Source organism: Acetobacterium fimetarium, from assembly GCF_014284475.1.
Lineage (GTDB): Bacteria > Bacillota > Clostridia > Eubacteriales > Eubacteriaceae > Acetobacterium > Acetobacterium fimetarium.
The window spans coordinates 24,372-44,498 of sequence record NZ_WJBC01000023.1 but is presented as its reverse complement, the minus strand read 5'-3'; the positions used below and the strand labels follow the sequence as shown (position 1 = coordinate 44,498).

Sequence of the window (20,127 nt, the reverse complement as noted above, 5' to 3'; positions counted from 1 at the left end):
ACTCTCTGTTATTGTCAAGCTTTTTTTAATCATAAAACAAAGTCTATAATTACGTAAAAAGAGACCAGATCATTTTATAGAAACTTTGCCAAATATCAAAGAATAATTGCTTTTCTATAAGGAATTGATTATAATGTTATCAAGGTTTCCCGTGATGTATTGATTCAATTTGCTTTGTTAAAACAAAGCAAAGGATAGCTTATTATAAATATAGAAACACAAAATTTTAGGAGGTTCTTATTATGTCACTTAAAGAGAAAAATTCGGAAATGTTAAAAAATCATCGGTTGACGCATCTGATGAACCTATCAATGAAGACGTTGCCATTATTAAAACCTACCTCTCACGCGCTTTCATTAAAAACTACACGGGATTCCCCGATCTTGAAGCATTCTTGAATTCAGGCGGTTTTACGGCAAAAACGCAGCTTGATTACCAGTCTATTCCTGAGGTTGACCTTGATTTACTGGTCGATAAAAACTCAAAATTTTCTACTTGGGCAGAAATGGTTTCTGCTTCTTGTGATTTTAATTTTGAAAATCAGATGAAGGGAATTAAATTCTCGTAATTAAACCAGATTGCCTTTTCCCAACAAATTGATTATAATATGTTTATAAACTGCAAGCATTGCGCAACGCAGTTTCTCTGCAGTTTATAACAGGCTCCAGTTGAATGAATAATCATTCCTTTGGTTTTCTGTAGCTGCGCAAAATAATTAAAAGAGGTCAAAATGAATCCAGAAGACGTTTCAGTTAAAATTTTCAAGGCTCTCGGCCATCCCATCCGCCTGCAGATCGTAAAATTCCTGCTTGGCGAACCGCGTTGTGTCTGCGAAATCAACCGACATTTCGAATTCAGCCAGGCAAACACTTCTCAGCATCTAAAAATTCTTAAGGAGGCTGGAATACTGGAAAACAGAAAAGTTGGCGTGGAAATGCATTACTCGGTAAAATTAGCGGGAATTGAAGCCCTCCTCGCTGCTATGGATGATACCGTCACAGAATTCTTTGATTCTCTGAATTTTTGATTTCTTTGTTCTATGCAAGTCTTTTATATCATTTTCGGCCATGAACCAAGCGAATAAATAAGTTCGTTTGGCTCATGGCCGATTTGCTTTCACTATTCCTCAATCAACGATTTTCACTCAACTTCAGTCAAGCAGCATTCCAGAATGCCAATCATTTCATCGACATGCTCTTTCTCAATGACCAACGGCGGCAGGAAGCGTATCACGTTGGCACCGGCTGTCACGATGATCAATCCCAACTCCTGAGCTTTTATGATATATTTGTTTGCGGGATGATCCAATTCCAGTCCCTGCATCAGTCCTTTTCCGCGGCGCTCGCTGATCCAGGTATATTTTGTCACCAGGCTGTCTAATTTTTCTTCCAGATATTGACTGACTTCTTTGACATGTTCCACCAGCTTCTTCTGCTCATAAATATCCAGTACGGCATTGACAGCGGCACCTGCCAGCGGATTAAATCCATATGTCGTCCCGTGATCTCCCGGTTCCAGTACGTCTGCCGCTTCGCCGCGAGCGGCAAATGCCCCCACTGGAATCCCGCAGCCAAGGGCTTTTGCCGAAGCGATAACATCCGGCATAACACCATAAGCCTGGTAAGCAAACATCTCGCCAACACGTCCCATTCCGCATTGAATTTCATCAAGCATCAGCAGCAAGCCATTTTCTTTGCAGAGCGCTTCAACCCCGGTCAGAAATGCTTCGGTCGCAGGATATAAGCCGCCTTCACCCTGAACGGTCTCAAGCAGAATGGCGCAGGTTTTTTCGTTTATTTCCGCTTTCACGCTTTCCAGATTATTAAACTCGGCAAATTTAATGTTCGGAATCATCGGACCAAAGGCCTCCTGATATTTGGGCTGCCCGGTGACCGCCAAAGCCCCCATGCTGCGTCCATGGAAGGAATGCTTCATGGCAATGATCTCACCTTCTGCTGTGCCGTTTTTCTTGAAATAATACTTGCGGGCAAGCTTGATCGCGCCTTCAATCGCTTCTGTTCCCGAGTTGGTGAAAAACACTTTCTCCATTCCCGAAACTTTTGCAAACTTCTCTGCCGCATCTGCCGATGGCTTGTTGTAGAATAAATTGGATGTATGGATTATTTTATCCACCTGTTGTTTCAATGCATTATTATACGCTGCATTATCATATCCCAATGCAAACACTCCGATGCCAGCTGCAAAATCAAGATATTTTTTTTCTGCGTCATCATAGAGGTAAACACCTTTCCCTTGATCTATAACCAGGGGATAACGGTTGTATGTGTTCAGAAAACAGGCCTCCGCCGTTTTTATCGTATTGTTCATATTTATTCACTCCTTTTGTATTTATATGCAAGTATACCACCAAGTTTTATTAATTGCAACAAATAATCTCATTTTTATTTTTCAAAAGACGCGTAAAAAAAGCACCACCATTCACATTGAAGAATAGTCGTGCTTGTGATGATCTGCTTAAAAACCCCGGGTGTAGGGAGTTGCACAATCCAGACAGCATTTTTTTCCATTTTCCAGACGAATCATTGGTTCGGCTGTTTTTTCTCCGCATACTTCACAGATCACACTCTGAAAAATACGGGCTGTTTCCGGAAGTTGATAACTCGGGGTCTTGAAATCAAATATTTTATGCGCATCCGGTTCATTAAGAAGATAAGCTTCCTTTTCATCCCGTTCCATGTCAGGCAAGTCTTTAAGTACCAGCCGGATGCTCTTGCCGGTTTTTCGGTTAAAAAATGAAAACGCCTGTTTCCCGCGGTTTCGAAAAATAAGATTTCCTTTGCCGACGCTGCATCCGGTAATCACCTGAACACCGTCTACCCCACAGGCATCATTTTCGACCACGCAGACGACTTCTTCATCCCGGGAGAAATCAATTGCCAGTGCTTTAAGCGCTTCGACTGAGGCCCGCACGCCAATGGCCAAACCAGGACAGTGATGTCCATGAAACGCGACAGATTTTTCCCATAAGTTTTTATCCATTATTTTTTCTCCTTAAAAGGTATCCGCATCTCTGCGAAACACCCTTTTATTAATTACAGCCGCAATCGCAGCCGCAGCTTTCACTTTCTTTTTTTACTGTTTCCAGTTTTTCCAGAGCTTCTCCCATTTGATCAAGCCAATCACCTTCAAACAATTCAATCATCCCTTTGTCGCAGGCACCTGCAAGTGAAGAGTTGATCGGCATTTTGGCAACCAGATCGATGCCATGTTTTTGGGCCACCTCTTCAATATGGCTTTTCCCAAATATCTCATGTTTTTTGTCACAATCCGGACATTGGAAATAAGACATGTTTTCAACCAGTCCAATAACGGGGATGTTCATCATTTCAGCCATTTTAACAGCTTTTGAAACGATCATCGAGACCAGCTCCTGTGGCGAGGTAACGATAATAATACCGTCCACCGGCAAAGATTGAAACACTGTTAAAGGCACATCGCCGGTACCGGGAGGCATATCGACAAACATGTAATCCACATCGCCCCAGATGACATCCGTCCAGAACTGTTTAACCGCGCCGGCAATAACAGGCCCCCGCCAGATAACCGGATCGGTATCGTTTTCCAGCAACAGATTGATTGACATAACATCAATTCCCGTTTTACTTGCAATCGGCCGAAAGCCCTGTTCATCTGATGTTGCCTTGGTCTTGATCCCAAACGCTTTGGGGATGGAAGGTCCGGTAATATCCGCATCCAGAATCGCTGTCTTGTAAGCTTTCCGGTTCATATTAACTGCCATCAATGATGTCACGAGGGATTTCCCCACGCCGCCTTTACCGCTGACAACCCCAATTACTTTCTTTATGTTGCTTAATTCATGTGACTTTTCAGAAAAATCTACTTTTCGATCGCCACACTCTTCTCCACAACTGCTACATGATTGACTACAACTTTCACTCATACAAATTTTCTCCTCTTTTGTTTGACTTTCTGTCAAAAATATTTTCCCAATTTATATTGAATCATCTTTTAATTTGATGCTTCGGGCATCTGCAGCATCCGCATCCCTGCTGATCATCCTCGCAAAGTTTATAATTTCCGCCTTCAATTTTAAGGACATTCCCATTCACAAGCGCATCTGCTATTTTTTTTCGCGCATCGTTATAGATTCGCTGAACCGTTGTCCGGGCCACATTCATATTTTCAGCACATTCCTCCTGAAGCATTCCTTCATGATCGATGAGCCGTATCGTTTCATATTCATCCACTGTCATCAGAATAATGTTATCCCCAAAATCAGGTGCATTAAGCGGACCAAACAAATTGCTTTCCGGCAGACAGCAGACTTTTCTCCATTTTATTGGTCTTGGCATATGTTCCCCCCGAATCGTTTTCAATCTTTTTTAATGTCGATTGATCCATCAATTTCCATCTCTTCATCGAACAAGCGATCGTTTTTCAACATTGACAACTGTTCCCTGATCAATATTATACCGCTTTCCGAACATATGTCAATAATCTTCTTGATATTAAATCAGCACAATTAAGCTAACTGCCATCACAATCATGCCGGCGACAAGGCCATAGATCGCCAGGTGGTGTTCCCCGTATTCCCTGGCCGTGGGAAGAAGCTCGTCGAGAGAGATAAAGACCATAATACCGGCGATTACCGCATACAATATCCCAAACATCGTATCATTCAGGATCGGCATAAAAATGATATAGGCAATGACTGCCCCCACTGGTTCAGCAAGACCGGACAGCAACGACCATCCCAGGGCTTTTTTGCGGCTGCCAGTTGCACAGTAAACCGGAATCGCCACCGATATTCCTTCCGGAATATTATGAATGGCAATCGCAATGGCGATGGCCAGCCCCAAAGAGGGTTCCTGAATCGAAGAGACAAACGTGGCCATCCCTTCCGGAAAATTATGTATCGCAATGACCAGCGCCGTCATAAATCCGGTTCTGAGCAGCTTTTGCTCTTTACTGACACAACATGCGCCAGCTTCTTCGATTCGGTGGGATTCATGAGGATTTTCATAGGACGGAACCAGTTTGTCAATGATCGCAATCAACAAAATTCCGCCAAAAAAAGCGACCGTACTTATCCACAGTCCCGTGTTCTCACCCATACTCGCAATCAATAGTTTTCTTGATTGAAAGAACAGCTCAACAAATGAAATGTATATCATCACGCCGGCAGAGAATCCCAATGCGATGGATAAAAGTTTTGTATTTGTCTTTTTAAAGAACAAGACAATCAATCCACCGATTCCGGTTGATAGACCGGCAAAAATTGTCAGACCTACCGCAATCCAAATGTTTGCCAAATTATCATTCACCTCCTAGCTTAAGTATCATCAGCTTTTTAATTTTGACACATCTTTTGATAATTGGCAAGTATGATGTAAGACAAATCTTACTTTTAACGCACAAAACGATCCGATAATCGGATCGTTTTGATGGAGGTTCAAAGTATGTGGTGATTTTTTTAATTAAGCACCCATGAATAGTGCAATGTCATCATCGGCTGTGCCGATTCCGGCGATTCCAAATGTCTCAATGAGAATTTTGGCAACATTCGGTGACAAGAATGCCGGCAGGGTTGGTCCCAAATGAATGTTCTTGACGCCGAGATGCAGCAGCGCCAGCAGGACAATGACAGCTTTTTGTTCATACCACGAGATATTGTAGGCAATCGGAAGGTCGTTGATATCTTCCAGGCCAAATACTTCTTTTAATTTCAGCGCGATCAGAGCCAATGAATAGGAATCGTTGCACTGGCCTGCATCAAGCAGTCGTGGAATACCTCCGATATCTCCCAGATCAAGCTTATTGTACTTATATTTGGCGCAGCCAGCGGTCAGAATAACCGTATCTTTCGGAAGCTTTTCTGCAAATTCCGAATAGTAACCTCGTGATTTCATTCTGCCGTCGCAGCCAGCCATGACGAAGAACTTCTTGATCGCTCCGGATTTAACGGCATCCACCACCTTGTCAGCCAGGGCAAAAACCTGTTCGTGGGCAAAGCCTCCTACGATCTTGCCGGTTTCGATTCCGGTCGGTGCCTTCAAACGTTTCGCCAGCTCAATGATCTTCGAAAAGTCTTTTTTGCCGTTGATATCCGCTTTAATATGCTTGCATCCGGGATATCCGGAAGAACCAGTCGTGAAGATTCTGGCTTTCACCTCTTCACTTCTTGGCGGAACAATACAGTTGGTGGTGAAAAGAATCGGTCCATTAAAGGATTCGAACTCTTCAAGCTGTTTCCACCAGGCATTTCCGTAATTTCCAACAAAATTGTCATATTTCTTGAAGGCCGGATAGTAGTGCGCCGGCAGCATTTCGCTGTGGGTATAGACATCCACACCGGTGCCTTTGGTCTGTTCGAGCAGCTGTTCCAGATCGGCCAGATCGTGGCCGGAGATCAGAATGGCCGGATTGTTTCTGACGCCGATATTGACTTCGGTTATTTCCGGATTGCCGTATTTCGAGGTGTTGGCTTCATCCAGCAGGGCCATCACGGTCACACCGGATTGTCCCGTTTTCAAGGTCAAGGCCACCAGCTCATCGGCCGAAAGCTGATCATCCAGGGTCGCTGCTAAGGCTTCATAAATAAATGCATAGAGGGTGACGTCTTCTTTGCCGAGATTGAGTGCATGTTCGGCATAGGCTGCCAGTCCCTTGACGCCATAAGTGATCAGTTCTCGCAGCGAACGCACATCTTCATTCGCTGTCGCCAATACGCCGACGCCGGTTGACGCTGCTTTCTTCAGCATTTCAGCTTTTGAAGACACCTGAAATCTGGCGGCATCATGCAAATCAGAAACAGACACTTTCTTGCCGGTCTGTTCTTTTTTCAGGCCAAGCAGTTTCTGGAAAAAGTTTGGCGAGTCCTTTTTATTGGCCGCGTCGACCATATCCCGCAAATTGTTTCGCAGTGTCAGCATTTTTCTGATTTCCTGCACAAAAGCATCGTCATCGAAATTGGCGTTGGTGATGGTCATAAACAGACTTCGCAACACTTCATGGTTGACTTCTCCCAGTTCCTTTGCGTCCAGATCGCCCTTCACGACAATTTCAGAAATGCCCTTGAGGGTATAAATCAGCAGATCCTGAAGTTTTGCCACCTCTTCGCTTTTTCCACAGACCCCTTTGACACTACAGCCCTTACCTTTATTCGCTTCCTGACATTGATAACAAAACATACTCATCGAATAGTCCTCCTAAGATTCATTTTTTATTTTTGAAAAATTGAATGCTGAAAATTAATTGTTTTATCGCTTTTCCATGCTGTTATCATACCAAGTTGTTGTTGTTATTACCGTTGCAATTGCAACGGCAATGCTTTTTTCGATAAAATTTAATCGTCTTAACCATTCAAACCAGGATTTGCTATTCTCAAAGACCTTAACCGTACGAATCAGAATCCGAACAAACGGGTTATCATTTCCGGCAGTTCGTCACGGTTTTCTCTGGTAACCGTGATCAGTTTCACGTTGGGATGGTTTCTCAGCTCGTCTGTAAAGCCGCTGCTGGCCAGCTTGATAACGCCCAGAACCGGTTGATCGTCATCCAGGCTTGCAATAATTTCCTGCTGAAATTTACGGGCATCGCGTTCGAAATTCCCGCATTCATCCATTAACAGCAAGTCTGAGTTGGCTCTCGCCGCGCGAATCAGTTCAACGCCGTAAGCATCAAATTTATCGGTATCAATCCAGGTTGGGCATCCCTTTCTGAAGCGGACAATGCCTTTTTCTTCCGTGAACAGATTCGGTTCATCGGCCGCATTCAGATACAGCAATCGGTCCCCGGATCCCCGGTCGGGGCCGAAGTAGGTTTTAAAGCCGCCATACGTTATATTGAGTAATGCCAAGGTCTTCTCAATCACGGTGCTTTTTCCAACCTGTATTTCGCCGGTAAGAAATAGTTTCATCTATCTGTACTCTCCCTTGATTTCAAATATTCCGATTTCTTTTTTCTTTGGAATATAGAACGGATAGTCCTTTTCATTTGTTTCAATGAGCTTTTGGGCAAGAAAATCATTCACATCCACATCGCTGATCCCCGCATAATTCGATTGGATGTAGTTTTTCGCATCTTCGACCGAAACCAGCGGTTGCCCGAATTCCAGCGAAACTTCAGTCAGCGAATAGGGGATACCCTTTCGGTTTAAATCTTCTGCCACTTTGTCATAGCTGTTTTTCTGGAATGATTTGTATTGATCCATCGCCGTGTTTTCCTTGATTTTTTTACCCACTACCGCAATCATTTTTTGGCAGCACGGCAGATATTTTTCCAGCTCGTGGCTGCCAAAAAAGCTCATATAAATGATATCCCAGTTTTCATCCAGCGTACTGCAGTCCATCAGGCGCGTCTCGATATTGTGAATATTTTGCGCTGCGATGCTCTTTTCCAGTGTCCCGATCGCTTCAGTGTTGATATCGATACAGGTGATCTGGCGGATGCTTTTGCTCAGTTCCAGATCAACCAGGCCCAGGCCACAGCCGATATCGCAGAAGGTGGCATACCCCTCCAGTTTCGGTGCAATCAAAGCTGCGACATTCCGGAAAAAGCCGGAATAGGCATTGGCTTCCCGGTACCATTTGATGGTATTGGCATTCCAGTTAAAATTCATTGTTCCCCTCCGCCTTTTTTAATGAAACCTTTTGTCCGGCAACATGCAACGTCACATTTTCAGCACCGGCTGCGATTCCTGCGGCACGCAGATTGTCTTTAACGACAAAGCCGGACAGATCACCGATTCCGTAATCAAAAAGCACCGGTGCCAGCGTCGTTCCGGGACCAACCAGGGTAACCAGTTTGGCTTTTTGGCAAAGCGCCAGCAGTCTCGGGAGCATTTTGTCCACAATGGATGCACAGGTCAGATAGACATAATCACACTCCGGCAAAATATATTCACAGGCCGGCATGGGATAATCGCCCTCCTCCGGCACCCATTCAATGATCGAAAAATCGCATTTTGGTGCCATCAGTTTTTCGATGTAGGGGAAATGCCCGACAACCGCCACTTTTTTATCCTTTATTTCATTCTGCGACATAATAAAGGGATCAAACCGCCGATCCTCGACGCGCGCCGCGTCAGAAAACACCACCCCGTTCGCTCGCGCCACCTGTGGATTGTTGTAATAGGCATTGATTGCGGCTACGCCGACAGCCGCCTCAACATAATTCCATGATTTCACACAGACCGCAACTTCACGTAATGGCATGCCAATCTTATTTTTTGTAATCATCGGCATTCTGGTTTCATAAGGTCGGGAAGATGCAATGCCAACCCCGTTGCCACTACGGACATAAAAACGCTTCTTACCGCAAATCAGCTCATCGACCACCAAATCTTCAGGAATTCCCTCAATTAAAGCATTATATATTTCCCACATAAAAACTACCTCCTTTCATAATTCAAGCAATTCTTCTGTAATCAGCTCCCCAGTACGCAGCGAGTTGCGCAGCATCAGCAAGGTGCTGTCAAATTTTTCGATGGCCGCAAGATTTCGTTTTTCAGCCTCAGAGGTTACGATGATTTTATAAATGCCGCCGTTTTTAATGACGATCCGTTTATCGGCGCTCAGCGCCAGCAGGGGATCGTGGGTGGAAACCAGGATGATTTTTTCTTTTTTAGCTAACAACAGGACCGCCTGTCGCCGATCAATCCCGGCATTTTCAATTTCATCAATCAGCACGATGGGCGATTCACTCATGTAAGCAGTGTCTGCAATCATCAGGGCTCGGGACTGTCCGCCGCTGAGCTGAGTCACCTTTGTATCTTCGGAGAATTTTTCTCCGGCCAACTCATTGGCACATTGAAAGCACTTTTCCACCACTTCATCGACATTCGCTGTCAATCTTGATTTGGCGTGCATTTCAAGGAATTCCCGGGCTGTCAGATCCATGACAAAATTCATGTTCTGGGAAAGTTGCGCAACCAGCTTGCCATCCATCTCGAAGCGTTGCAGGTCATCAATTTCAGCGCCGTTGACCATGATCTGCCTTTGGGTGGGGGTATCCCCCTGCGCCAGACATTCGATGTCGTTTAACAACCGACTCTTGCCTGAACCCGTGGGTCCGACAATACTGATAATCTCTCCGGCCGAAATGGTCAGGCTGATATTCTCCGGCTCCTTTAATTTATTGACCCCGCCATTGATGGTAATGGACCAGACTGAATCCAAGGAGGTTTCGGTCTGTGAGAAAGTTTCGAGGAACATGCAGAAATTCTGCACGATATCATCTCTTTCCAAACCGAATTCTTCAAGAATTTCATCTTCGACTTGATCAAGTGCCTTTGGCAGCGGCCGATCTTTTAAAATATCATTCAATCGGTAATTGGCCAGGAAATCCATGGCAATCGGGTATTGTTGAATTACCGCCGCCATCGTCTGGCTATTTATTGTTTTCATAAAATCTGGTGTTGTCATATTTCCTTAAACTCCATCTTCTTCATCATTCCCATCTGGTAAGCTTCGCCGATTGTCGTTTCACCCGTACAGTAGGAGCAAACCGAGGAAGGCGTTGTAAAACGCAGTTTCATATCTCTGAGCGTTCGGACCTCCAGAGCCTGCTGCAGATATTTTGCCAGCATAAATGTGCCCTGGCCGGTGATGCCGTTGACAAAGAGGATTTTGGCTGCGGTATTCACCTGTTTGATATTAAACGCAAACACTTCCCTTTCCGCCTGGGAAACGATATCCCCTTTCGTCACGACGACAATATCCGCATATTTCAGCATCGGCCCAATTTTCCGCGGCGTGTTGACGCCGGATAAATTGTCGATGACACAGATCGATAAAATTCCTTTAATGTAGGGAGAGCAGCGGTTACAGAGGCCTGCACTTTCTGTGATGAGCATCTCAAAGCCGGACCGCATTCCCCATTGAACCGCATCCTCAACATTGCTGACAAAATAGTGGTCGGGACAAATTTTTCCGGAGAACCCCATCTGAACCGGGACACCGGCTGCTTCATAACTGATATTGTCAAACGAAGTCAAACAGTCAAATTTCACGACGCCAATGCTGCCCTCTGGCATGTTCATGCACTCGATGAGTTTTAAAACAACCGACGTCTTTCCGGACGAGGGTGGTCCGGCAACCGTTATTAATTTCATTACTTTACCTTCTTTTCATTTCTATTTTTTGTTCTGTTTGGCGCTATGAACCTGATATCTTGAAACGGCAAAGCAGTCAGATTTGGCTACTTTGCCGTCTTATTAAGATTATTCTATTTTGCCGTTTTTGCAAGTGAATTTGCCACCAGCGCATTGTACTGATCCTGTGTCAGATCGCAATGATAAAACAGTTTATAGTATTCTTTGGCTTTATCATAAACTTTGTATTTGGCCTGATCCGGATATAACAGCTGGGTCATCCAAATCTCACCCATGTAGCGATTGACCGATGGCGGAAATCCCATCCAGTTGTAGGGGCCATTTGGCACTTCGTAATATTTGCCATTTTTTATGGCGGTCAGCTGCTGCCAGGCCGGATCACTGGCGACTGTGCTGTAAACACTGCCTGGTGCAAAAATGATGACATCGGGATCCCATAGCATCAACTGTTCCATGCTCACGGTATCGCCGGTGCCCTTGCTGGAGACTGAATCCAATACGGCCACATTATCGCTGACCTTGTCGACAACCTCGGCATGAATTGAACCTTTGGCAATGACATTGAGGCCATTGTCACCCATACAGTAAACCACCTTGAGTTTTCCGGTTTCGCCAACTTTGTCCATCACTGCCTGGGTATCGCTGTTGACCCCTTCACAGTACTTGGCCAAGGCTTCGCCCTCTTTTGTCATGCCCAAAAGATCACCGAGCGTTCGGTATGCCTGCGGCATGGTGCTTAAAGTGCCATCGATATGAATCGCCGGGATGCCAACCTGAGTCTGAATCGCATCCATATCTGCGACGATTGTTTTCTTGGCATCACCAATATCAATGATGACTTGCGGATCAACCTTGGCAATTTGTTCAAGATTCAGATTGTTCTGTCCGTAGAACTGTCCCAGAACCGGCAGATCCAGGTACTGGGTATTGATATACTGCTTGTTCAGATCCGTCCAATCGCTGGTAATACCGACAAACTTGTCCGGTGCCAAAGCAAACAGCGCCATCTGAGCCAGTGAACCGGACGGTACAATTCGGGCGATGTCAGAAGGCAGTTCCACGGTTCGTCCCGCTGAATCCGTAAAGCTCTTGGTTGTGCTGGCACTTGAATTGCTTGCTTTGCTGTTGCTGCAGGCCGTTGCCATCACTGTCATCGACAAAATCAGACAAACCGCCAGTAGCATTGAAATCATTCTCTTTTTCATGTTTTTCTCCTCTTTCTCATAATATATTTAGAACCCTTTGTGGGTATCCAATCACGGTTCCGATGAAATCGGCAGGCATTAAATTTGCGCCGGTTTAAATCGCACGCTTCGGAATACAGACGCGGACTCGGTCTTCATATAAACTCTGAATCTTCACCTCTGCAGCATAAAGATTGCGAATCAGTTCTTCTGTAAAAATATCTCCGGGCACACCACAGGCCACAATCTTTCCATCTTTCATGGCCATCACGGTATCGGAAAAGAGAAAGGTCTGATCGGGGTTATGGGTTGATTGAATGATGGTGTATCCCTCTTTGGCCAACGTTTTTATCTGCGTCAACACGCGAATCTGATTGCCATAATCGAGATTCGCCGTGGGTTCATCCAGAAGCAGTATCTTCGTCTCCTGAACCAGCGCGCGTGCCAACAGTACCAGCTGGCGTTCACCGCCGCTGATCTGGTTATAGCCCCGGTCTCGCAGATGTGAAATTCCGATTCTTTCCAACGCTTCCGCGACAAGCATGATCTGCCTCTTGCCGGGTCTGGAAAAAGTTGAAATCTGGACGGTGGTTCCCATCAGAACAATATCAGACACGCTGAAATTGAAGGAAGGATGATGTGATTGGGGAATAAAAGCCACTAATTGTGCCATTTCCCTGATGCTCAGATGCTTAATATCCCTGCCATCAAGCAACACCTGGCCGGTATAACCTTTGAGCAAACCCAGAATACAATTGAACAGTGTGCTTTTCCCGACGCCATTGGGTCCCAGAATGGAGACCAGTTGATTTTCCCGGGTTTTAAAATTGAGGCCATCCAAAACCAGCCGATCGCCATAGCCAAAACTAAGATTTACTACTTCAATGCTCAATAGATATCACCCTTTCTGGTAATTAAATAGATAAAGAATGGTGCGCCGACAAAGGCGGTTAAAATCCCCAGTGGGATTTCTGTGGAAAAGAGATTCTTTGAAACATTATCCACCATCAGCAGGAAAACCGCGCCCAGCAGCATACTCGTTGGCATCAGATGATTGTAATTGTTGCCGACCAGTTTTCTGGCCAGATGCGGAATGACCAGTCCTACCCAGCCGATCACACCACTTACCGATACACTGGCGGCGGTCAGGAGCGTCGCACAGACTATTGCAATGATCCGAACCTGATTGGAATTTACGCCCATGGTCCGTGCTTCAGCGTCTCCCATGGTCAGGACATTCATCCGCCACCTTAAAAAAAACAGCGGGATCAGCCCGATTGCCATCGGGATGATCACAAATGCGATATCACTGTTCTTTGCTCCGCTTAAACTACCCATCAGCCAGTAAGTTATTGCCGGCAGCTGATCGCTCGGATCGGCTACGAGTTTGATAAATGATGTACCTGCCTGAAAAAGCGAGTGAATCATGATCCCCGATAAAATCAAACCCAGAACGCCACTGCCCTTCACCCTTTTACTGAGTAAAAACACCAGGGCAACGGTTATGAGACTGAAGCAGAAGGCGCTGACGGTTATGATAAAGCCGCTTCCATAATTAAAAATGGCCAGGGCCGCGCCAAACGCCGCCCCTGCAGAGGCTCCCAGAATATCCGGTGCCGCCATCGGATTCTGAAAAACGCCCTGATAGGCGGCTCCTGCCGCCGCCAGACAACAGCCTACCATGCAGGCCAAAGCGATCCGTGGCAAACGAATATTAAATAAAACGGTTTCCATCTTGTCCGTCCAGAATGGATCAATGGGAATGATCTTAGAAAACACAATACCAAGCAGTTCTTTCGTATAAATGGGATAACGACCAATCCAGAAGGAAATGATAATTGAAATGACCAGAATTACTGCAAGGACAAGCACGATCATGTTGTTTTTTTTAGACTGCTTCATTAATACGCTCTTTCTCTCAATGTATTTTTGCTGGTTGTTAACTTACCAATCTCTATTGCAAACAGAATTATGCACAGATATGCATAACCGATTAACCACATCGTTCATTCTAATTTCTGTTTGTCTTTTTTAGTTATGTTTTGTATATTTTCGTTAATTATAATCAATGTTTCCTTTCCTGTCAAATCAACTTTTTCAAACGGTTCGCTTTAGGGACTTTTTCGCTTCACCAATACGCTCTGGCAATCCAATTTGAACAAAAAACAAAAAAAAATAGACCCAATAAACGGATCTATTTTGAAATTTCTTTATGGTGCTCCCTCAGTGACTCGAACCCTGGGCACCCTGATTAAGAGTCAACGTAAAACGACCTTACATTAAAAAGCTTTTCATAACAACCACAAAAACAACACTTTTACTGTTCTGAATCCTTTGGATCTTTGCGTTTTCAACAGATGTTTTTCTGATTTTTAATTATGCAATTTTGTCATACTCCATGATTATCAGCTCACTTGCCAGCGCTTCAGCTTTATCCATCAACGCGTCCAATTTTTCAGCAACAGAAGCAGCGTATAGAACTTCTCCGCATTGCTCACATTTGTAGCAAGGTACATTTTTAATGATAATGATGCAGCTTTTCAGGTCTGCAAAGTAGGTAGTGACAGAGGCTTCCATATCCCCATTTTTACAGCTTAAACATTTCATTTCAAACACTCCTTTCTTGTTTTCATATCCGTTTCCCATTGAAAACCAATTGCTTTTCAATGGATTCGGATACCATCCAAAGATGTTGACTCTATTACTGGTTGTTGGCCTAATACCACCTGCTGTTTATGCAGTAACCACTCCTAATGCCTCTTACCAGAGTCATATCGAAAATATCGGGTGGGACGGCGATGCATGAATTGGTTTTGGTTGGCAATCAAACAGCGGAACAAGTGGTACATTGGGACGCTCGTTACGATAGGATGATTTTTGGGTAATAAAAAGCAGACCCGATAAACGGCTCTGCTATGCATTCTTTATGGTGCTCCCTCAGGGACTCGAACCCTGGGCACCCTGATTAAGAGTCAGGTGCTCTAGCCAACTGAGCTAAGGGAGCTTAATGGTGCCGAAGGCGGGACTCGAACCCGCACGTGATCGCTCACAACGGATTTTGAGTCCGTCACGTCTGCCAATTCCATCACTTCGGCGAAATAAAAACTTGATTAAATTTTGAAGCTGCTTACTCCTAATACGATAGAGATAACTAAGTGATTCACACGAAATCAAAGATTTCGGTTCTCTACTTATGCCAATTCCATCACTTCGGCGAAATAAAAAGAAATAAAAACTTGATTTGAAAAGAACAGTGTCTCACCGGACACTGTTAAAAATAATAACACAATCTATTTTAAATATCAATACTTATTTTAATTTTTATTATTTTATCGCACATATTTTCTATAGTAATTATTTTGTAAAATTGAAAAGAAGACAAAATTTTATCTTGTTTTTCCGAAAAAATGGGGTACTATTATTGAATACCGTTTAATTAAAATGTTGATTATTTATCCATTTTATTCGAATGAATTTTAGAAAGTAAGGTGAATGTGATGAGCATTTTCGAAACGAATAAGACCATCGCTTATAAGGAATTCCGTGAATCAGTCAATGAGTCAGTTCTTGAACTAGTCAAAAAAACCCAGGACAAGAAATGCAACGGTTGTATTGATTTTGTCTATGATGAAGAATCTGCGATGGGTCACTGCGAGGCACTGGAGACTTCCTGGCCTGTTAAAAATCCCAGTGCTGTTCAGAGACTGACCGATTGTTATATTTGTGATCTTAAAGCCATGAAATAGCCCTTTAACGGGCTATTTGTATTGTTATTTCTGGTATGCCTTGACTATTTTTTCGCAGCATTCCAACGCCATGCAATCATCAGTGGAAATATTCAAATTACAATCATTGTAAAATTTCTGACGCTCTGCCATCATCTGTCTGATTCGCGTTAGCGGTTCTTCACTTTTCAGCAGCGGTCTGCTCGTATCACCCTGAACGCGTTTAAAAACCGTCTCCGGTTTGGCAGCAAGGGTGACAACGAAAGCCTTTTCTCTCAAAAGTTCCCGATTTCTTTCAAACAAAACAATTCCGCCGCCGGTAGAAACAACCACCCGTTCTCTGCCCAGCGCCTCCTGTAGCGCTTCATATTCCGCATCCCGAAAGACCTGCTCACCAAAATCGGAAAAAATATCTGAAATTTTCATGCCCATGGCTATTTCGACCATCTCATCGGTGTCGATAAACGTGTAGTTCAGTTTTTCAGCCAGCAGCGGACCAATAGTTGTTTTTCCGGTGCCCATAAAGCCAATGAGAGCAATCCGCGGTTTCACTTTTTCCATATCATTTCAATCCTTCTTCTAACAGCTTTTTTCCAATTTCCGGATCAGGAAAGATGCCGGTCCACAGTTCAAACGCCAGCAACCCCTGATACAGAAGCATTTCCAGCCCGTTTTCGGTCTGTGCACCGACAGCCTTTGCATCCTTGAGCAGTTGGGTCATGGGCGGACTGTAAATCATATCATAAACAAAAACATCTTTTTTCAATAATTCCTTTGCGATCGGTGTTCTCTCCGGTGCATCGTTCATGCCAAGGCTGGTTCCATTGACAATCAGGTCCGCATTCGGCAAAACTTTTTTTAATTCCGATTCTTCCATGGAAATAGCCTGTGCTTTTCCCGGCCAGTTTTCATTGATTTGTTCGATTAATTCGTCGGCTTTACTCAGCGTTCGATTGGCAATGATCACTTTTTTTATGCCCCAATCGGCCAGCGCCATTGCGACTGATTTAACCGCTCCGCCGCAGCCTAAAATGAGGATTGTCAGTTCTTCTTTCACTTTTTTACCCAACTTTTTTTCAATCGATTTGATGAATCCAAACCCATCGGTGTTATACCCGATCATTTTTTTATCACGGTAAACGACCGTATTGACCGCTCCAATTTTTTGAGCTAAAGGATCGAGTTCATCCAGATATTTCATAATATCTAGTTTATGCGGCTTGGTGATATTGAATCCGCCGAAATTCATCAGTCGGAACCCCTGGACCAGCTTCTCCAGGTTCTCCGATTTTACCTCGACTGGAAAATAGATTGCGTCGATGCCGTTTGCTTCAAAAAGTCCATTGTGCAGCTTTGGGGACAAACTTTGCGCAATGGGATCGCCAATGACTGCATACATTTTTGTATTAACCGTAATATTCATTTTTATCTCCTACAATCAATTCATTCTTTCTGCATTGTATCACAGCTTTCCGGTATCGTAAATATCTACTAATGAGTGAACATTTTTCTCTATTATTATTTTTATACATCCGTTTCCATAAATATTCTTTCCGCTGTTTCATAACTGTGTTATAATCTCAAAGGAAAATAAAGAATGGAGGAAAATTTTGGAAAATCAAAAAATTATACAAGTGGAGGAAAAGGTTCCCCTGAAAATGCTTGCGCCATTGAGTTTGCAGCATATGTTTGCCATGTTTGGCGCCTCAGTATTGGTTCCTTTCCTTTTTGGCATCAATCCCGCGATTGTTCTTTTTATGAACGGTGTGGGCACCCTGTTGTTTATTGTGATTACCAAAGGTAAGTCGCCAGCCTACCTTGGTTCAAGTTTTGCCTTTTTAGCCCCTGCCGGCATTGTTATCGCAACCTGGGGGTATTCTTATGCACTCGGCGGATTTGTTGCGGTTGGTTTGTGCGGATGTGTCCTCGCTGGAATTATTTATAAGTTTGGCACGGATTGGATCGATGTTGTTCTTCCGCCGGCTGCGATGGGACCTGTGGTCGCATTAATCGGACTTGAACTTGCGGGTACGGCTGCTAGTACCGGAGGAATTCTAAGTAAAACCAGTTATGTGCTGGATAATGCAACCGGTCTTTATCAGCAGGTTGTCACTGCCGTTGATCCGCGTAATGCCATTGTTTTTCTGGTAACCCTCGGGTTTGCCGTTTTCGGATCGGTACTGTTTCGAAAATTCTTTTCTGTTATCCCGATACTGATCGCGATTGTTGCCGGTTACGCAACGGCTATCGCAACCGGCGTGATTGACTCCACTACTTTTCAGGCAGTCGCCAATGCACCATGGTTTGCTTTGCCGAATTTTCAGTTTCCGGCCTTTAAAACAGAAGCGATCATCATGATCCTGCCGGTTCTTCTGGTTATTTCTTCTGAACATATCGGACATCAGATTGTCACCGGAAAAGTTGTGGGCAGGGATTTAATCAAGGATCCCGGTCTACATCGTTCTCTGCTGGCTGATTATATTTCGACTACCCTTTCTGGTCTAGTTGGTTCTGTTCCTACCACCACTTACGGCGAGAATATCGGCGTCATGGCGGTCACGAAAGTGTATAGCGTTCAGGTTATAGCCGGCGCCGCTGTTTTATCCATCATCTGTGGTTTTGTGGGAAAACTTTCGACGTTGATCAGCACCATCCCCGGCCCGGTTATTGGCGGAATCTCTTTCCTGCTTTACGGGATGATCGGTGCTTCCGGTATTCGTATCCTGGTTGAAGCCCAGGTTGATTACGGTAAATCCAGAAATTTGGCTTTAACTTCCGTTATCTTCGTTGTTGGTTTATCGGGTGTCGCTATAAGTTTTGGCAGCATCAAGCTATCTGGTATGGTTCTTTCCGCTGTAGTCGGCATGGTTTTAAGCCTCACCTTTTATATTCTGGACAGACTTAAACTTACCAACGACCGCGATGAAGAGCATCTTTACGATCAGCCTTAATCAGATTGATCAGCTTATAATGGTGGTATGGTGGTATGATGGCCTGAAGTTGTGTATTTCGAGAAAGGATAGGAACTATCAATGCTGGTATATCTTCTTGATGATAACACTTTAAAAATTGATTCTTTTGAGCAGGTTCTAAACGATCAAAGTCAAACGCATCTGTGTATTCTTGATTTTGATACCCTTCCTGCTGTTTACTTGCAGCTGGGGATCAGTCAGAAAATTTTCGATGAATGCATGCGTGAGGGCAATTCCAAGTTTGAAGGTTATGACGGTTTTGATTTTATCACCCTCATGATACCGGAGACCATCCGACAGAACAAAAAGCCCGAACACACCTGCATTTATTTTAGAGAAAACCTGCTGTTGTTTATCACTGACCGCAGTGAGTTCATCAATGATATCATCACCAGTAGTCTTTCTGAAGAAATAAAAATCCCCAGTTTGGGCAGGTTTTTCCATCTGTTCTTTGAAGCACTGACTTTTGATGACCGGCTTGTCCTTGAAGGCATCGAAGAAGAAATCTCAAATCTTGAGGAAGAACTAATTGTCTCGATTAAAGATGATTTTGTCGATTCACTCGTTGTTTTCCGGAGAAAACTGCTGGGTCTCAAGCAGTATTATGAACAGCTGCTGGAAATATCCGAAGCCATTGAAGAAAATGAAAACAGCCTGTTTAATGACGAAAAGCTGCGCTATTTTAAAATTTTGACCAAGCGCATCAATCGGCTTTATATGAGTGTGCTCAACCTGCGAGACTATGTCACCCAGGTCAGAGAGGCCTATCAGGCCCAGTTGGACATTAGTCTGAACTACGTCATGAAAATTTTCACCGTTATCACTTCCATTTTCCTGCCTTTGACACTGATTGTTGGCTGGTACGGGATGAATATCATGATGCCTGAGTTTCACTGGACATACGGCTACCCCTTTGTCATCGTGTTGTCCATTACCGTTGCCATTGGAACGCTTATTTATTTCAAAAAAAACAAGTGGTTTTAATTAACCACTTGTTTTTTTTAATCAGCTGATAAAGAATCGCGTTTCCCCACGCAAATCAAACCATTGGCATTTTACAACAGAAATCTCTTTCTTTTTTGGATAATCTGACGTTGTATTAACTTTCTGCTACTGTTAGTATTGGATTAAATCGCTGTCAATCGTTTCAT

Annotated in this window: 22 protein-coding genes and 2 tRNA genes; 5 read left to right on the top strand and 19 right to left on the bottom strand. The window is 44.1% G+C overall.

Translation table 11 applies throughout. From position 1 onward, the window contains the following. Positions 1-394 precede the first annotated feature (394 nt). Positions 395-568: a hypothetical protein gene (locus tag GH808_RS12805; protein ID WP_186843182.1), complete on the top strand. Its 174-nt coding sequence runs from the start codon at positions 395-397 to the stop codon at positions 566-568. 162 nt (positions 569-730) lie between these two features. Further along, complete coding sequence (locus GH808_RS12800) at positions 731-1,027, top strand: ArsR/SmtB family transcription factor (protein WP_186843181.1); 297 nt, start codon at positions 731-733, stop codon at positions 1,025-1,027. Positions 1,028-1,140: 113 nt separating this feature from the next. Here the strand turns inward: GH808_RS12800 and GH808_RS12795 are convergent, their stop codons facing one another. The 17 genes from GH808_RS12795 to GH808_RS12715 all read right to left on the bottom strand — a co-directional run bounded on the left by GH808_RS12795 (position 1,141) and on the right by GH808_RS12715 (position 15,374). Then, positions 1,141-2,328, bottom strand: a complete 1,188-nt coding sequence (locus GH808_RS12795) for an aspartate aminotransferase family protein (RefSeq protein WP_186843180.1) — start codon at positions 2,326-2,328, stop codon at positions 1,141-1,143. A 147-nt stretch (positions 2,329-2,475) separates the two neighbouring features. Then, the gene (locus GH808_RS12790) at positions 2,476-3,000 is read right to left on the bottom strand and encodes an FmdE family protein (protein WP_186843179.1); all 525 of its coding nucleotides are present in this window, start codon (positions 2,998-3,000) and stop codon (positions 2,476-2,478) included. Positions 3,001-3,049: 49 nt separating this feature from the next. Next, positions 3,050-3,922: an Mrp/NBP35 family ATP-binding protein gene (locus GH808_RS12785; protein WP_186843178.1), complete on the bottom strand. Its 873-nt coding sequence runs from the start codon at positions 3,920-3,922 to the stop codon at positions 3,050-3,052. A gap of 61 nt (positions 3,923-3,983) precedes the next feature. Next, positions 3,984-4,334, bottom strand: coding sequence for a DUF134 domain-containing protein (locus tag GH808_RS12780; protein WP_186843177.1), 351 nt, complete (start codon positions 4,332-4,334; stop codon positions 3,984-3,986). Positions 4,335-4,490: 156 nt separating this feature from the next. Next, on the bottom strand, positions 4,491-5,294 hold the full coding sequence (gene zupT, locus GH808_RS12775; protein WP_186843176.1) for a zinc transporter ZupT: 804 nt from the start codon (positions 5,292-5,294) through the stop codon (positions 4,491-4,493). Between the two features lie 165 nt (positions 5,295-5,459). Then, positions 5,460-7,178 carry a hydroxylamine reductase gene (gene hcp, locus GH808_RS12770; protein WP_186843175.1) on the bottom strand — a complete coding sequence of 573 codons (1,719 nt, stop codon included), beginning with the start codon at positions 7,176-7,178 and terminating at the stop codon, positions 5,460-5,462. A 209-nt stretch (positions 7,179-7,387) separates the two neighbouring features. Beyond that, positions 7,388-7,900 carry a nucleoside-triphosphatase gene (locus GH808_RS12765; protein WP_186843174.1) on the bottom strand — a complete coding sequence of 171 codons (513 nt, stop codon included), beginning with the start codon at positions 7,898-7,900 and terminating at the stop codon, positions 7,388-7,390. Beyond that, positions 7,901-8,602 (bottom strand): class I SAM-dependent methyltransferase, encoded by a 702-nt coding sequence (locus GH808_RS12760; RefSeq protein WP_186843173.1) that lies wholly within the window; start codon positions 8,600-8,602, stop codon positions 7,901-7,903. Then, positions 8,592-9,368 (bottom strand): DUF364 domain-containing protein, encoded by a 777-nt coding sequence (locus tag GH808_RS12755; RefSeq protein ID WP_186843172.1) that lies wholly within the window; start codon positions 9,366-9,368, stop codon positions 8,592-8,594. The genes GH808_RS12760 and GH808_RS12755 overlap by 11 nt, the downstream gene beginning before the upstream one ends. A 15-nt stretch (positions 9,369-9,383) precedes the next feature. Further along, positions 9,384-10,406, bottom strand: coding sequence for an ATP-binding cassette domain-containing protein (locus GH808_RS12750; protein ID WP_186843171.1), 1,023 nt, complete (start codon positions 10,404-10,406; stop codon positions 9,384-9,386). Continuing rightward, positions 10,403-11,095 (bottom strand): GTP-binding protein, encoded by a 693-nt coding sequence (locus GH808_RS12745; protein WP_186843170.1) that lies wholly within the window; start codon positions 11,093-11,095, stop codon positions 10,403-10,405. The genes GH808_RS12750 and GH808_RS12745 overlap by 4 nt, the downstream gene beginning before the upstream one ends. A gap of 113 nt (positions 11,096-11,208) precedes the next feature. Then, positions 11,209-12,300 (bottom strand): ABC transporter substrate-binding protein, encoded by a 1,092-nt coding sequence (locus tag GH808_RS12740; RefSeq protein WP_186843169.1) that lies wholly within the window; start codon positions 12,298-12,300, stop codon positions 11,209-11,211. A gap of 94 nt (positions 12,301-12,394) precedes the next feature. Further along, entirely contained in the window at positions 12,395-13,171 is a 777-nt protein-coding gene (locus tag GH808_RS12735; RefSeq protein WP_186843168.1) for an ABC transporter ATP-binding protein, read from the bottom strand. Further along, on the bottom strand, positions 13,168-14,181 hold the full coding sequence (locus GH808_RS12730) for a FecCD family ABC transporter permease (protein WP_186843167.1): 1,014 nt from the start codon (positions 14,179-14,181) through the stop codon (positions 13,168-13,170). The genes GH808_RS12735 and GH808_RS12730 overlap by 4 nt, the downstream gene beginning before the upstream one ends. Before the next feature lie 474 nt (positions 14,182-14,655). Next, entirely contained in the window at positions 14,656-14,886 is a 231-nt protein-coding gene (locus GH808_RS12725) for a type II toxin-antitoxin system MqsA family antitoxin (RefSeq protein ID WP_186843166.1), read from the bottom strand. A 320-nt stretch (positions 14,887-15,206) separates the two neighbouring features. Further along, positions 15,207-15,283: transfer RNA gene (locus tag GH808_RS12720), tRNA-Lys, on the bottom strand. A 4-nt stretch (positions 15,284-15,287) separates the two neighbouring features. Continuing rightward, a tRNA-Leu gene (locus tag GH808_RS12715) sits at positions 15,288-15,374 on the bottom strand. Positions 15,375-15,776: 402 nt separating this feature from the next. On the opposite strand from GH808_RS12715, the gene GH808_RS12710 reads away from it, so the two are divergent. Next, positions 15,777-16,025 (top strand): hypothetical protein, encoded by a 249-nt coding sequence (locus GH808_RS12710; protein WP_186843165.1) that lies wholly within the window; start codon positions 15,777-15,779, stop codon positions 16,023-16,025. A gap of 24 nt (positions 16,026-16,049) precedes the next feature. Here GH808_RS12710 and GH808_RS12705 read toward each other — a convergent pair whose 3' ends face one another. Next, positions 16,050-16,565: a shikimate kinase gene (locus tag GH808_RS12705; protein WP_186843164.1), complete on the bottom strand. Its 516-nt coding sequence runs from the start codon at positions 16,563-16,565 to the stop codon at positions 16,050-16,052. A 1-nt stretch (position 16,566) separates the two neighbouring features. Continuing rightward, entirely contained in the window at positions 16,567-17,427 is an 861-nt protein-coding gene (gene aroE, locus GH808_RS12700) for a shikimate dehydrogenase (RefSeq protein ID WP_186843163.1), read from the bottom strand. A gap of 187 nt (positions 17,428-17,614) precedes the next feature. Here aroE and uraA point away from each other — a divergent pair, with 187 nt between their 5' ends. After that, positions 17,615-18,955, top strand: a complete 1,341-nt coding sequence (uraA, locus tag GH808_RS12695; protein WP_186843162.1) for a uracil permease — start codon at positions 17,615-17,617, stop codon at positions 18,953-18,955. An 81-nt stretch (positions 18,956-19,036) separates the two neighbouring features. Then, positions 19,037-19,960, top strand: a complete 924-nt coding sequence (locus GH808_RS12690) for a magnesium transporter CorA family protein (RefSeq protein WP_186843161.1) — start codon at positions 19,037-19,039, stop codon at positions 19,958-19,960. Positions 19,961-20,127: the final 167 nt, after the last annotated feature.

What these genes read in the sequence shown, in the direction of transcription:
- GH808_RS12800 (WP_186843181.1), top strand. Translation starts at nt 731, where the DNA reads ATGAATCCAGAAGACGTTTCAGTTAAAATTTTCAAGGCTCTCGGCCAT.
- GH808_RS12795 (WP_186843180.1), bottom strand. Translation starts at nt 2,328, where the DNA reads ATGAACAATACGATAAAAACGGCGGAGGCCTGTTTTCTGAACACATAC.
- GH808_RS12790 (WP_186843179.1), bottom strand. Translation starts at nt 3,000, where the DNA reads ATGGATAAAAACTTATGGGAAAAATCTGTCGCGTTTCATGGACATCAC.
- GH808_RS12785 (WP_186843178.1), bottom strand. Translation starts at nt 3,922, where the DNA reads ATGAGTGAAAGTTGTAGTCAATCATGTAGCAGTTGTGGAGAAGAGTGT.
- GH808_RS12780 (WP_186843177.1), bottom strand. Translation starts at nt 4,334, where the DNA reads ATGCCAAGACCAATAAAATGGAGAAAAGTCTGCTGTCTGCCGGAAAGC.
- hcp (WP_186843175.1), bottom strand. Translation starts at nt 7,178, where the DNA reads ATGAGTATGTTTTGTTATCAATGTCAGGAAGCGAATAAAGGTAAGGGC.
- GH808_RS12765 (WP_186843174.1), bottom strand. Translation starts at nt 7,900, where the DNA reads ATGAAACTATTTCTTACCGGCGAAATACAGGTTGGAAAAAGCACCGTG.
- GH808_RS12760 (WP_186843173.1), bottom strand. Translation starts at nt 8,602, where the DNA reads ATGAATTTTAACTGGAATGCCAATACCATCAAATGGTACCGGGAAGCC.
- GH808_RS12755 (WP_186843172.1), bottom strand. Translation starts at nt 9,368, where the DNA reads ATGTGGGAAATATATAATGCTTTAATTGAGGGAATTCCTGAAGATTTG.
- GH808_RS12750 (WP_186843171.1), bottom strand. Translation starts at nt 10,406, where the DNA reads ATGACAACACCAGATTTTATGAAAACAATAAATAGCCAGACGATGGCG.
- GH808_RS12745 (WP_186843170.1), bottom strand. Translation starts at nt 11,095, where the DNA reads ATGAAATTAATAACGGTTGCCGGACCACCCTCGTCCGGAAAGACGTCG.
- GH808_RS12740 (WP_186843169.1), bottom strand. Translation starts at nt 12,300, where the DNA reads ATGAAAAAGAGAATGATTTCAATGCTACTGGCGGTTTGTCTGATTTTG.
- GH808_RS12730 (WP_186843167.1), bottom strand. Translation starts at nt 14,181, where the DNA reads ATGAAGCAGTCTAAAAAAAACAACATGATCGTGCTTGTCCTTGCAGTA.
- GH808_RS12725 (WP_186843166.1), bottom strand. Translation starts at nt 14,886, where the DNA reads ATGAAATGTTTAAGCTGTAAAAATGGGGATATGGAAGCCTCTGTCACT.
- GH808_RS12710 (WP_186843165.1), top strand. Translation starts at nt 15,777, where the DNA reads ATGAGCATTTTCGAAACGAATAAGACCATCGCTTATAAGGAATTCCGT.
- GH808_RS12705 (WP_186843164.1), bottom strand. Translation starts at nt 16,565, where the DNA reads ATGGAAAAAGTGAAACCGCGGATTGCTCTCATTGGCTTTATGGGCACC.
- aroE (WP_186843163.1), bottom strand. Translation starts at nt 17,427, where the DNA reads ATGAATATTACGGTTAATACAAAAATGTATGCAGTCATTGGCGATCCC.
- GH808_RS12690 (WP_186843161.1), top strand. Translation starts at nt 19,037, where the DNA reads ATGCTGGTATATCTTCTTGATGATAACACTTTAAAAATTGATTCTTTT.